Here is a 12,090-nt window from a genome sequence, read left to right as displayed (position 1 = left end):
GGGAATCAGCCAATGGCGATTTACGGTTTCAGCAGGCGATTCCCGCCTACTAACGCGGGAATGACTGGGCGTAGCGGAGGATGACAATGCCGTATTATAGGCTTTATCAACAGTCTGAGGCCGGACGATAAACAACGCGTCCGGCTTTTTTATGGCGGGCTATCCCTGCCCGCCACCCTACGGGCCGCCGCAAGCGGCGTTGAAAATCGCTCCTGCTCTTTTTTATGGCGGCTATCCCTGCCCGCCACCCTACGGGCCGCCGCAAGCGGCGTTGAAAATCGCTCCTGCTCTTTTTTATGGCGGCTATCCCTGCCCGCCACCCTACGGGCGGCCGCTAGCGGCGTTGAAAATCGCTCCTGCTCTTTTTTATGGCGGCTATCCCTGCCCGCCACCCTACGGGCGGCCGCTAGCGGCGTTAACAAAGTCAGTTGCGGTAAAGATCGTCCCGGCAATAGGGCTCAATTTCGCCTGGCTTACGGGTTTTCAATAGCTTCAGGATCCAGGTGTATTGCTCCGGATTCGGTCTGACCAGGACTTCAACTTCCTCATTCATACGGCGCGCGATGTATTTGTCGTCAGCATCGGTCAAATCATCCATCGGCGGGCGGATGAACACGTCAAGACAGCAGTCCTTCGCGTTATACACCGGAAACAGCGGAACAATATCGGCGCGACAAACCTTCATCAGGCGGCCGATGGCCGGCAACGTCGCTTTGTAGGTGGCGAAAAAATCGACGAATTCGCTATGCTCCGCCCCATGGTCCTGATCGGGAAGATAATATCCCCAGCACCCCTGGCGTACCGAGCTGATAAAGGGTTTAATGCCGTCATTGCGCGCGTGTATACGCCCGCCGAAACGGCGGCGTAGCGTATTCCACCAGAAATCCACCAGTTCATTTTTCTGGTTGTGGAACATCGCAGCCATGCGCTGCCCGCGCGAGGTCATCAGCATGGCGGGAATATCGACGGCCCAGCCATGCGGCACCAGAAAAATCACATTCCGATCCCGCTCTTTTAATTTATTCAGGATCGCTTCGCCATGCCAGCGGACGTGCTTCTCAACCTTTTTCGGGTCTCGGATGCCCACATCCACCATCATCACCATCGCCTGCGGCGCCGTGGCGAACATGTTATCGATAATGGCTTCACGCTGCGTCTCGGTTAACTCCGGCATGCAATACAGCAGGTTAATCCGCGCGCGCCGACGGGCGCCCTTGGCAAACCGGCCGACCAGACGCCCTAATCCGCCCAGAACCGGGTTTCTCAAACGAGCGGGGATATACGCGGCAACGGCTATCGCCCCGATGCCCAGCCAGGTTCCCCAATATCGCGGGTAATAAAAGGCTCGCTGGAACTGAGGAATAAACTCAGCGCTCGTTTTTTTCTCTTTTTCCATCATCAACTCTTCAAATAAACCGACAACAAAAACATCAAGAACCGATACCAATAAATTTATAGCGGGCTGGCTTGCCCGCCTGCGAGCAAGGCCCGAAAAAAACCGCTATTGAGATTAACACACCCGCAACGTGAAAAAATGAAAGGGATATAAATGAAAACGCCGGCAGCAAGCTGCCGGCTGAAAATGCGCCATCAGACACTAATCAAACTGAAGCTGCGGCACAACTTCTTTCACCTGCGCCAGGTAATCACGACGTTCCTTGCCGCTCAGACCTTCGGAACGCGGCAACTGCGCCGTCAATGGATTAACCGCCTGCTGATTTATCCAAAACTCATAGTGCAGGTGCGGGCCGGTGGAGCGCCCGGTATTGCCGGACAACCCAATGCGATCGCCGCGTTTAACTTTTTGCCCCGGCTTCACCAGTATGCGATTCAAGTGCATATAACGCGTGGTGTACTGTCTACCATGTCGTATCGCGACATAGTTGCCCGCCGCGCCGCTGCGCTTGGCGATAAGCACTTCCCCATCGCCGACGGCCAGCACAGGCGAACCGACCGGCATAGCGAAATCGACGCCTTTATGCGGCGCCACGCGGCCGGTGACGGGGTTAATACGCCGTGGATTAAAATTCGAAGAAATGCGGAACTGCTTGATGGTGGGGAAACGCATAAACCCGCGCGTTAAACCAGAACCTTCCCGATCGTAGAATTTGCCGTCTTCAGCCCGGATAGCAAAGTAATCCTTTCCGCCGGTATTCAGGCGCACACCCAGCAATTCACTCTGCTCGCTGCGGCCATCCAGTATCTCGCGCGACATCAATACCGCGAAGGTGTCGTCTTTACGCAGCTTGCGAAAATCCAGTTGCCATTGCAGCGCCTTGATCACCGCGCTGATTTCACTGTGCGTCAAACCGGCGTTTTTGGCGCTGTTGACGAAACTGCCGTTTAATCGTCCGGTAAGTACGCTGTTGCGCCATTCCCCTTTCAGGGTTTCGATCCGCTCTTTGAAATCCGCCCCGATACGTTCATAAACCCGGGTTTCACGGCGGGACATTTGCCAGGTCAGACTCTGTAAATCGCCGTTATCGCCGAGCACCCAGGATATCTGCTGACCGATTTTAAGATTACGCAGCGCCGGATTTCCCTCGGCAAGCCGGGTAACGTCCGCAATATCGATGCCGTACTGGGTTAGAATGCTGCTTAGCGTATCGCCGGTTGAAACCACATACTCATGCACCGCGCCCTCTTCGTCGGTCTTGTCATCCAGTTCATCCTGGGGAATATCGTCGTCAGGCGTAGGTTGGTCGATGGGTTCGCTGGCTTCCGGCGTCAGCGTGCGCAATTGGTTGGCTTCCAGCGCGACATCTTTCACAATCACCGGGGCATCGTTAACGGGGGGATAAACAAAAGGCCGCCAAACAGCAACGGCCAATGTAATAACGGTAAGCGACCCCAGCATTACGCGGTGGGGTCTTGGTAGGCTGTTATACGCCAGAGCGATAGTTCGGACTATCTGCTGCACTTATTCGTATCCTCATGATTTTTCCTCCAGGCAGCTCAGATACTGGCGCGACAGATGCGACAAGAAGTTCGCATAACTGTCTTTACCCAGTGCGATATCGCTTCCCAATGGATCCAGCACGCCCGAGCGCACGTCAGTTCCTTTGGCGACAGCATGAATAACGGCTGGCCTGAATTGTGGCTCAGCAAAAACACATACGGCTTTATGCTCAACCAACTGTGTTCGAATTTGATGTAAGCGCTGTGCTCCAGGTTGGATGGCCGGGTTAATCGTAAAGTAGCCTAGTGGACTTAAACCATAGCGATGCTCAAAGTAGCCATAGGCATCATGAAACACGAAATAACCCTTACCCCGCACAGGCGCTAGCATGTTAGCAATTTTTTTGTCTGTCTGCGCGATTTTATCTGTAAAATAAAGCAGATTCGCGTCTAGTTTGTCCTTATTTTGAGGCATAAGTTCCAATAATTTTGCATGAATCGCAATCGCAGCCTGTTTTGCCATCTCGGGAGACAGCCAAATGTGCATATTGTATTCACCGTGATGATGCCCATCGCCCTCCTCTTCAGGCGCTGTATGGTCATGATCATCCGCATGCTGCTCATGATGATGTTCGTCATGATGCGCATCATCCTCCTGCTCGCCATGATCGTTATCGTCATGATCGTGATGATGTTTAGCTTCTTTTACCAACGCCGCTTTAATTGCCGGTAATTCCGCTAACGTGATTTGTTTTGCCGGCGCAATCTGCGACAATGGCTTGCCTAAAAAGGCTTCCATTTCCGGCCCCACCCAGACGACCAGCTCGGCGGACTGTAAACGCTGGACATCCGACGGACGCAAGGCATAATCGTGGGGCGAAGCCCCGTTGGGCAACAGAACCTCTGTCGGCGTAATCCCCGCCGTTATCGCTGAAGCGATAAAACCCAACGGACGAATAGACGTGACTACGTCAGCGGAAGCGGTGTTAATCGACGCACCGGAAGCCATCAGTGCGCTGGCAACAAACACACTTTTTAACCATTTTTTTTGTTGAATATGCTTTTGCATCGCATGTTGTCTCATCGCTTTTAATGTGTAGTTTGTTATATTATAACATTACAGAAGCTCTGCAAATCGAATTCTATGTCCACATTGGTATCACTCGATAATATTTCAGCGTCATTCGGTAGCCGAAAAGTGCTGTCGGATATCTCGCTGTCTCTACAGGCAGGACGTATCCTTACGCTGCTTGGGCCGAATGGCGCGGGCAAATCAACGCTGGTGCGCATCGTACTTGGCCTGTTGCCCCCCACTTCCGGCACATTGCAAAAAACGCCCGGATTACGGATTGGTTACGTCCCGCAAAAGCTGCATCTGGATGCGACCCTGCCTTTAACCGTCAGCCGTTTTATGCGTTTGCGCCCCGGCGTTAAGCAACAGGATATTCTGCCGGCGCTGAAACGCGTTCAGGCTGCGCACCTGCTGGAGCAGCCGATGCAGAAGCTGTCCGGCGGCGAGAATCAGCGCGTTCTTCTGGCGCGGGCGTTATTGAATCAGCCGCAGTTGCTGGTATTGGATGAACCGACGCAAGGCGTGGACGTCAACGGTCAACTCGCGCTGTATGACCTCATAAACCAGCTTCGTCAGGAGTTTAACTGCGGCGTCCTGATGGTTTCCCACGATCTTCATCTGGTGATGGCGAAAACGGATGAGGTGCTGTGTCTCAACCAGCATGTCTGCTGTTCAGGCACCCCTGAAGTCGTCTCGCTGCATCCCGAATTTTTAGCGATGTTCGGCCATCGCGGCGCCGAACAGTTAGCGGTCTACCGGCATCATCATAATCATCGTCACGATTTAAACGGCCGTGTCATTCTGAAAAGACAGGGTGGAAACGACGCATGATTGAGCTTTTGTTTCCCGGTTGGCTGGCGGGGATCTTTTTAGCCATTGTGGCGGGTCCGCTGGGTTCGTTTGTCGTCTGGCGACGTATGTCCTACTTCGGCGATACGCTGGCTCACGCCTCGCTACTGGGTGTGGCCTTTGGTTTACTGCTGGATATTAATCTGTTTTATGCCGTCATCGTCGTTACGCTAGCGCTGGCGCTCGGACTGGTGTGGCTGGAACGGCGGCCCTATCTGGCGATAGATACCCTGCTGGGGATTATGGCGCACAGCGCGCTGTCGCTCGGGTTAGTCGTCGTGAGCTTGATGAATAACGTCCGGGTGGATCTGATGGCATATCTGTTCGGGGATTTACTCTCCGTCACCGCCGACGATCTGTGGATCATCGGCGGCGGCGTCGCCGTGGTGATTGCGGTGCTGAGCTGGCAATGGCGGGCGCTGTTATCCATGACCATCAGCCCTGAGCTGGCGCATGTCGACGGCGTCAACCTGCCGCGCGCCAAGCTTATCCTGATGCTGGTGACCGCCTTGACCATTGGCATCGCCATGAAGTTCGTCGGTGCGCTAATCATCACTTCGCTGCTGATCATTCCCGCCGCCAGCGCCCGCCGTTTTGCCCGCACGCCGGAGCAGATGGCCGGCTTCGCGATAGGGATTGGCATGGTTGCCATTACCGGCGGTCTGGCGTTTTCCGCCGGTTACAACACGCCGGCCGGCCCGTCCGTCGTGCTGTGCGCTTCTCTGCTGTTTATCATCAGTCTCATCAAGAAACAGCCTGCGTAATGCAGGCTACTCCTCCCGCGTCAGGCCGAAATGGCGATAGGCATGCTGCGTCGCCATTCTCCCGCGCGGGGTGCGTTGAATAAACCCCTGCTGAATCAGAAACGGTTCAATCACATCTTCAATGGTTTCCCGCTCTTCGCCGATGGCCGCCGCCAGGTTGTCCAGCCCCACCGGGCCGCCCGTGAACTTATCAATAATCGCCAGCAACAGTTTCCTGTCCATGTAATCAAAACCTTCGGTGTCTACGGCCAGCATATCCAACGCCAACATAGCCACCTCGGCGGTGATTGCCCCTTCGGACTTCACCTCGGAGAAATCGCGCACACGTCGCAGCAGTCGGTTGGCGATACGCGGCGTACCGCGCGAACGCCGAGCGACTTCCAGCGCGCCGTCGTGAGTGAGATCCAGCCCCAGACACTGCGCGCTGCGGCTGACGATATGTTGCAGATCCTCGACGCGATAAAATTCAAGCCGCTGAACGATGCCGAAACGATCGCGCAGCGGCGACGTCAGCGAGCCGGCGCGGGTGGTGGCGCCAATCAGCGTGAACGGCGGCAAATCCAGTTTAATCGAACGGGCGGCCGGCCCTTCGCCAATCATGATATCCAGTTGATAATCTTCCATCGCCGGATACAGCACCTCTTCCACGACGGGCGATAAACGGTGGATCTCATCGATGAACAGGACATCGTGCGGTTCCAGGTTGGTCAGCAGCGCCGCCAAATCGCCGGCTTTTTCCAGTATCGGACCGGAAGTGGTGCGTAAATTCACGCCCATTTCATTGGCGACAATATTCGCCAGCGTGGTTTTCCCCAATCCCGGCGGACCAAAAATCAACAGATGATCCAGCGCATCGCCGCGTTTACGCGCGGCCTGAATGAAGATCTCCATCTGCTCGCGCACCTGGGGTTGACCGACATACTCCGCCAGCAGTTTCGGGCGAATGGCGCGGTCGATAAATTCCTCTTCGGGGATGGCCTCTGCGGAAATCAGGCGATCTGCTTCAATCATGAATACCTCACAGCGCAGCGCGCAGCGCGTCCCTGATCAGGGTTTCGCAGTCTGAATCTGAACGAGCGACCTTGGCGATAAGCCGACTGGCCTCCTGCGGCTTATAGCCCAGAGCAATCAGCGCTGATGCGGCCTCGGCCTCTGGATCGCCGACATCGCTATCGACGGACGACGACGGCGTTAGCGGAACGTCGCTTGCCGAATTAAACAGATCGCCGCTCAAGCCTTTAAAGCGATCTTTCATTTCCACCACCAGCCGTTCGGCCGTTTTCTTACCCACGCCGGGCAGCTTGATCAACGCGCCGATCTCTTCCCGCTCCACCGCGCTGACGAACTGCGCGGCGGACATGCCGGAAAGGATCGCCAGCGCCAGTTTGGGTCCGACGCCATTGACTTTAATCAGTTCTCGGAATAGCGCCCTTTCCTGCTTATCATTAAAGCCGAACAGCAGTTGGGCGTCTTCCCGCACCACAAAATGGGTGAAGATAACGGCTTCCTGAGCAAGATCGGGGAGTTCGTAAAAGCAAGTCATCGGCATGTGGACTTCATAGCCAACGCCGTTAGCTTCTATCAGCACCTGCGGCGGTTGTTTTTCCAGGATAATGCCTCTGAGACGACCTATCACGTTCTCTTCCTTTTACGTTTATCAACTTAGAATAATGTATAGCTTATAACATAAAAAAGGCTGGATGAATATCCAGCCTGAGCTTCAGCGCAACCGTCCTTGCGCCGGATGCCGTTTCTCAACGCCCAGCCGGATAAGGCTCTGGCTGGAATGGCAATGGGTAATGGCGATCGCCAGCGCATCCGCCGCATCCGCCTGCGGACTGGCGGATAATTTAAGCAGAGACCGCACCATATGCTGCACCTGCTTTTTATCCGCCGCCCCGGTGCCGACCACCGTCTGTTTTACCAGACGCGCCGCATATTCGAACACCGGCAGATCCTGATTCACCGCCGCGACAATCGCCGCGCCGCGCGCCTGCCCCAGCTTAAGCGCCGAGTCAGGGTTCTTGGCCATAAAGACCTGCTCAATGGCGAAACAATCCGGATGAAACTGGGTGATGATCTCGCTCACGCCGGCATAAATCAGCTTGAGACGCGTAGGCAAATCGTCGACCACCGTGCGAATACAGCCGCTGCCGAGGTAGGCGATATGACGTCCCTGCTGGCGGACGATGCCGTAACCCGTCACGCGCGAACCGGGGTCGATGCCGAGTATGATTGTCATCGCCACGCTCCGCCGGTTCGCCAGACGGAAAGGCGCAACCTTTCCATCACCGTGCCGCCCTGATTACAGTAATGCGGCCACCTCATCGGAGATCTCACCGTTGTGGTAAACCTCCTGAACATCATCACAATCTTCCAGCATATCGATCAGGCGCATCAGTTTCGGCGCGGTTTCCGCATCCATATCCGCCTTGGTTGAAGGCACCATGGACACTTCCGCCGCTTCCGCCACCAGACCCGCCGCATCCAGCGCATCCTTGACTTCGCCGAAGGTTTCCCACGGCGTGAAGACATCGATAGCGCCGTCGTCATAGGTTACGACGTCGTCCGCACCGGCTTCCAGCGCGGCATCCATCACCGTATCCTCATCCAGACCCGGCGCGTAAGAGATCACGCCCTTCTTGCTGAACAGGTAGGCGACGGAACCATCGGTACCCAGGTTGCCGCCGCTTTTGGTGAACGCGTGACGCACCTCGGAAACGGTGCGGTTGCGGTTGTCGCTCAGACATTCAACCATCACTGCAGTGCCGCCGGGACCGTACCCTTCATAAATGATGGTTTCCATGTTGGCGTCGTCGTCACCGCCCACGCCGCGGGCGATGGCGCGGTTCAGGGTATCGCGCGTCATATTGTTGGACAGTGCTTTATCGATGGCGGCACGCAGGCGCGGGTTTGCCCCCGGATCGCCGCCGCCCAGTCTGGCGGCGGTAACCAATTCGCGGATAATTTTAGTGAAAATTTTACCGCGCTTCGCGTCCTGCGCTGCTTTACGATGCTTTGTGTTGGCCCACTTACTATGACCTGCCATAAAAATCTCCGAAAAAAGCCTGTTCAGGCCGGATAAATAACAAATTCCTCAATCGCCTGCCGGTTACTCCACGACTTGGTAAGCTGCGCCGCGCTCGGCGCATCCAGCCACTGGTAAGCGAGGTGTTCGCTAATCTCCACCTCGCGTTCCCTGGGTAACGCCAGACAGAACCAATGTTCCGTATTGCGCGTTATCCCCGGCGCATAGCGACGTCTTAAATGAGCAAAAAGCTCAAACTCAATACAGCGCTGACAGTCAAAGAGCGATAATGCCTCGGCGCATATATCAATATTAACCTCTTCTTTAACTTCACGCTGTGCGGCGCATGTCGTACTTTCCCCCTCCTCCAGACTACCGGTAACGGATTGCCAGAAGTCGGGGTCGTCACGCCGTTGCAGCATCAGCACCCGTCCGGTATCGCGGGCATAAATCACCACCAGAACCGAGACGGGTCGCTTGTATGTCATATCATTGATTCTCGAATTTACTGTCCTGTGCGGCCTTGCCTTTTCCCACCACGGCGATGGAAAGTTCATCCAGCGCGCTCGGATTGGCGAAACTTGGCGCTTCCGTCATCAGACAGGCGGCGGCCGTGGTTTTCGGGAACGCAATCACATCACGAATATTATCGGTGCCGGTCAGCAGCATCACCAGACGATCCAGCCCGAAAGCCAGTCCGGCGTGCGGCGGCGTGCCGAATTTCAGCGCGTCCAGCAGGAAGCCGAATTTCTCGCGCTGTTCATGTTCATTGATGCCCAGGATACCGAATACCGTTTGCTGCATATCGCCGTTATGAATACGGACCGACCCGCCGCCCACTTCATAGCCGTTCAATACCATGTCATAGGCGTTGGCGATCGCCGATACCGGGTTCGCCGCCAGCTCGCCGGGCGTCATATCGCGCGGCGCGGTAAACGGATGGTGCATGGCGGCCAGACCGCCCTCGCCATCGTCTTCAAACATCGGGAAGTCGATAACCCACAGCGGCCGCCAGCTATCTTCTTCGTTCAGGTTCAAGTCGCGTCCCAGTTTCAAACGCAGCGCGCCCAGCGCATCCGTGACCACTTTGGCATTGTCCGCGCCGAAGAACAGGATATCGCCATCGGCGGCGCCGGTGCGTTCCAACAGCGCGGACAATATCGCTTCATCGAGGAATTTCGCGACCGGACTTTGCACGCCGGCAAGGCCGTTGGCGCGCTCATTGACTTTGATATACGCCAACCCTTTCGCGCCGTAAATTTCGATAAATTTGCCGTATTCATCAATCTGCTTACGGCTCAGCTGCGCGCCGCCCGGCACGCGGATCGCCGCGACACGGCCTTTGGCGTCATTTGCCGGACCGGCGAACACCTTGAATTCAATGTCTTTAACCAGATCGTCCACATCTACCAGTTCCAGCGGGTTACGCAAATCCGGTTTATCTGAACCAAAACGGCGCATGGCTTCGGCGAAGGTCATAATCGGGAAGTCGCCCAGATCCACGCCTTTGATTTCCAGCCACAGCTCGCGCACCAGTTTTTCCATCACTTCACGCACCTGCGGCGCGGTCATGAACGAGGTTTCCACATCGATCTGGGTAAATTCCGGTTGACGATCGGCGCGCAAATCTTCATCGCGGAAACATTTGACGATTTGATAGTAACGGTCGAAGCCGGACATCATCAGCAGCTGTTTGAACAGTTGCGGCGACTGCGGCAACGCGTAAAATTTGCCTTTATGCACCCGGCTAGGCACCAGATAGTCACGCGCCCCTTCCGGCGTCGCTTTGGTCAGCATCGGCGTTTCAATATCCAGGAAGCCGTGCTCGTCCATAAACCGCCGGACAAAGCTGGTAATACGCGCACGGCTTTTCAGACGCTGCGCCATCTCCGGGCGACGCAGGTCCAGATAACGGTACTTAAGACGCGCTTCTTCCGTGTTGGTCTGGTTCGAATCCAACGGCAGCGGCTCGGCGCGATTGATGATGGTCAGCGCGGTGGCGAGGATTTCGACTTCACCGGTCGCCATATCCTTATTGACTTGATTATCCGGACGGGCGCGTACTACGCCTTTAAGCTGGATGCAGAATTCGTTGCGCAGTTCGGCAGCCTGTTTCAGCACATCCTGCCGATCCGGATCAAAAAACACCTGGACCAGACCTTCACGGTCACGCATGTCGATAAAAATCAAACCACCCAGATCGCGGCGGCGGTTAACCCAACCGCACAATGTCACTTCCTGGCCCACATGGGACAAATTCAACTGTCCGCAATATTCAGTACGCATCACTATGTCCTTTTACTCAGCCGCGCAACTCACCCTTTTGCATCTGCCTCTGGCCGTGGAAAAAGCCGTGGTCTGTTTGCTGGGCGGCATGGTTTTTCTGGATTACTGTCCGGTGAAAAAAGGCGGCCATTATAAAGGAAATTCACCCGGACGATAAGTATGTAGGTAACGCTCTGCGGATTGTCCGCGCACTCTTTTTGATAATTACCATTATCGGTTAATGAAATGATCGCTAATATAGGGGTAATTTGTTACCGGAACACAATAATGTATATCGGATTACCTCAGTGGCAACATCCTGCCTGGAGTCGTTTAGGATTGCACGATCTGGCTGACTATTCCCGCTACTTTAACTGCGTGGAAGGGAATACCACATTTTACGCCTTGCCCAATCGCGAGCTGGTGACGCGCTGGCGAGACATGACCAGCGATGACTTTCGCTTCTGTTTCAAATTTCCGTCCGCCATCAGTCATCAGGCGGCCTTACGCCATTGCGAGCAGGATATCATCAGCTTTTTCCAGTGTCTGGAACCGCTGGCGACGCGGATTGGGCAACTTTGGCTGCAACTGCCGGCGGCCTTCGGTCCGGCTCAGCTTTCGACGCTATGGCGATTCCTTGATGCATTGCCGCGCGGATTTAGTTACGGCGTGGAAGTTCGCCATCCGCAGTTTTTTGCTAAAGGCGACAGTGAACGCGCCTTGAATCAGGGCTTGCAGCAGCGCGGGATTAACCGCGTTATCATGGACAGTCGGCCCGTCCATCATGCCGCGCCGGACAGCCCGGCAATGCGTGAGGCGCAGCGCAAAAAACCGCGCGTGCCGGTTCATGCCGTATTAACCGCGACTCAGCCCATCATTCGCTTTATCGGCAGTGAAAACCTTCAGGAAAATCTGCATTGGTTTCAACCGTGGTTAAGCAAGCTGTCGCAGTGGACGAATGCTCAGCCTTTTCTGTTTATTCATACGCCGGATATCGGCGATGCGCCGGCGCTGGCGCAACAACTGTGGCCGTTGCTGGCCGGTATCATTCCCGCGTTGCCGTCGCAGCCGGACTGGCCTCAGCAGGCGTCGCTGTTTTAACCGCCGGCGATGAAGCGTTTCATGATCCGTTAGTCTGTTTATTTATAAAAAAAACCGTAATCGCATTTCTTTTTAATAAAAAAACGCCAATAAAAAAAGTTGGCTTTACAGGC

At 55.3% G+C, this 12,090-nt stretch carries 13 protein-coding genes; 4 read left to right on the top strand and 9 right to left on the bottom strand.

Annotated elements, in window-relative coordinates; all coding sequences use genetic code 11:
• Positions 1–424: 424 nt before the first annotated feature.
• The 3 genes from lpxM to znuA all read right to left on the bottom strand — a co-directional run bounded on the left by lpxM (position 425) and on the right by znuA (position 3,967).
• Positions 425–1,396: a lauroyl-Kdo(2)-lipid IV(A) myristoyltransferase gene (gene lpxM, locus ABRZ28_RS05270; RefSeq protein ID WP_319602931.1), complete on the bottom strand. Its 972-nt coding sequence runs from the start codon at positions 1,394–1,396 to the stop codon at positions 425–427.
• 201 nt (positions 1,397–1,597) lie between these two features.
• Positions 1,598–2,920 (bottom strand): murein DD-endopeptidase MepM, encoded by a 1,323-nt coding sequence (mepM, locus tag ABRZ28_RS05265; protein WP_319602693.1) that lies wholly within the window; start codon positions 2,918–2,920, stop codon positions 1,598–1,600.
• Between the two features lie 12 nt (positions 2,921–2,932).
• Complete coding sequence (znuA, locus tag ABRZ28_RS05260) at positions 2,933–3,967, bottom strand: zinc ABC transporter substrate-binding protein ZnuA (RefSeq protein WP_330519668.1); 1,035 nt, start codon at positions 3,965–3,967, stop codon at positions 2,933–2,935.
• A gap of 75 nt (positions 3,968–4,042) precedes the next feature.
• On the opposite strand from znuA, the gene znuC reads away from it, so the two are divergent.
• Both znuC and znuB read left to right on the top strand, forming a co-directional pair.
• On the top strand, positions 4,043–4,801 hold the full coding sequence (gene znuC, locus ABRZ28_RS05255) for a zinc ABC transporter ATP-binding protein ZnuC (RefSeq protein ID WP_319602695.1): 759 nt from the start codon (positions 4,043–4,045) through the stop codon (positions 4,799–4,801).
• Complete coding sequence (znuB, locus tag ABRZ28_RS05250) at positions 4,798–5,583, top strand: zinc ABC transporter permease subunit ZnuB (RefSeq protein WP_319602696.1); 786 nt, start codon at positions 4,798–4,800, stop codon at positions 5,581–5,583. Before znuC ends, znuB begins: the two co-directional genes overlap by 4 nt.
• 6 nt (positions 5,584–5,589) lie before the next feature.
• Here znuB and ruvB read toward each other — a convergent pair whose 3' ends face one another.
• The 6 genes from ruvB to aspS form a co-directional block, all read right to left on the bottom strand.
• Entirely contained in the window at positions 5,590–6,594 is a 1,005-nt protein-coding gene (ruvB, locus tag ABRZ28_RS05245) for a Holliday junction branch migration DNA helicase RuvB (protein ID WP_319602697.1), read from the bottom strand.
• Between the two features lie 7 nt (positions 6,595–6,601).
• Complete coding sequence (gene ruvA / locus ABRZ28_RS05240) at positions 6,602–7,219, bottom strand: Holliday junction branch migration protein RuvA (RefSeq protein WP_319602698.1); 618 nt, start codon at positions 7,217–7,219, stop codon at positions 6,602–6,604.
• An 84-nt stretch (positions 7,220–7,303) separates the two neighbouring features.
• Positions 7,304–7,825, bottom strand: coding sequence for a crossover junction endodeoxyribonuclease RuvC (gene ruvC / locus ABRZ28_RS05235; RefSeq protein WP_319602699.1), 522 nt, complete (start codon positions 7,823–7,825; stop codon positions 7,304–7,306).
• Positions 7,826–7,888: 63 nt separating this feature from the next.
• Entirely contained in the window at positions 7,889–8,632 is a 744-nt protein-coding gene (locus ABRZ28_RS05230) for a YebC/PmpR family DNA-binding transcriptional regulator (protein ID WP_319602700.1), read from the bottom strand.
• A gap of 23 nt (positions 8,633–8,655) precedes the next feature.
• Positions 8,656–9,108: a dihydroneopterin triphosphate diphosphatase gene (gene nudB, locus ABRZ28_RS05225; RefSeq protein ID WP_319602932.1), complete on the bottom strand. Its 453-nt coding sequence runs from the start codon at positions 9,106–9,108 to the stop codon at positions 8,656–8,658.
• Positions 9,101–10,897 carry an aspartate--tRNA ligase gene (gene aspS, locus ABRZ28_RS05220; RefSeq protein ID WP_319602701.1) on the bottom strand — a complete coding sequence of 599 codons (1,797 nt, stop codon included), beginning with the start codon at positions 10,895–10,897 and terminating at the stop codon, positions 9,101–9,103. Before aspS ends, nudB begins: the two co-directional genes overlap by 8 nt.
• Before the next feature lie 4 nt (positions 10,898–10,901).
• Between aspS and ABRZ28_RS05215 the strand changes: the two genes are divergently transcribed.
• Together ABRZ28_RS05215 and ABRZ28_RS05210 are read left to right on the top strand one after the other, a co-directional pair.
• Entirely contained in the window at positions 10,902–11,054 is a 153-nt protein-coding gene (locus tag ABRZ28_RS05215) for a hypothetical protein (RefSeq protein ID WP_319602702.1), read from the top strand.
• A 110-nt stretch (positions 11,055–11,164) separates the two neighbouring features.
• Positions 11,165–11,977, top strand: coding sequence for a DUF72 domain-containing protein (locus tag ABRZ28_RS05210; protein ID WP_319602703.1), 813 nt, complete (start codon positions 11,165–11,167; stop codon positions 11,975–11,977).
• The last annotated feature ends 113 nt before the right edge of the window (positions 11,978–12,090 follow it).

The organism is Brenneria sp. g21c3 (assembly GCF_040240345.1).
GTDB lineage: Bacteria > Pseudomonadota > Gammaproteobacteria > Enterobacterales > Enterobacteriaceae > Brenneria.
The sequence above is the reverse complement of the archived record's forward strand: the minus strand, read 5'-3'. Positions and strand labels throughout refer to the sequence as shown.

Coding starts and splice junctions, on each gene's coding strand:
- aspS (WP_319602701.1), bottom strand. CDS start 10,897: ATGCGTACTGAATATTGCGGACAGTTGAATTTGTCCCATGTGGGCCAG.
- ABRZ28_RS05215 (WP_319602702.1), top strand. CDS start 10,902: ATGTCCTTTTACTCAGCCGCGCAACTCACCCTTTTGCATCTGCCTCTG.
- znuA (WP_330519668.1), bottom strand. CDS start 3,967: ATGCAAAAGCATATTCAACAAAAAAAATGGTTAAAAAGTGTGTTTGTT.
- lpxM (WP_319602931.1), bottom strand. CDS start 1,396: ATGGAAAAAGAGAAAAAAACGAGCGCTGAGTTTATTCCTCAGTTCCAG.
- ruvC (WP_319602699.1), bottom strand. CDS start 7,825: ATGACAATCATACTCGGCATCGACCCCGGTTCGCGCGTGACGGGTTAC.
- ruvB (WP_319602697.1), bottom strand. CDS start 6,594: ATGATTGAAGCAGATCGCCTGATTTCCGCAGAGGCCATCCCCGAAGAG.
- znuB (WP_319602696.1), top strand. CDS start 4,798: ATGATTGAGCTTTTGTTTCCCGGTTGGCTGGCGGGGATCTTTTTAGCC.
- ABRZ28_RS05210 (WP_319602703.1), top strand. CDS start 11,165: ATGTATATCGGATTACCTCAGTGGCAACATCCTGCCTGGAGTCGTTTA.
- znuC (WP_319602695.1), top strand. CDS start 4,043: ATGTCCACATTGGTATCACTCGATAATATTTCAGCGTCATTCGGTAGC.
- ABRZ28_RS05230 (WP_319602700.1), bottom strand. CDS start 8,632: ATGGCAGGTCATAGTAAGTGGGCCAACACAAAGCATCGTAAAGCAGCG.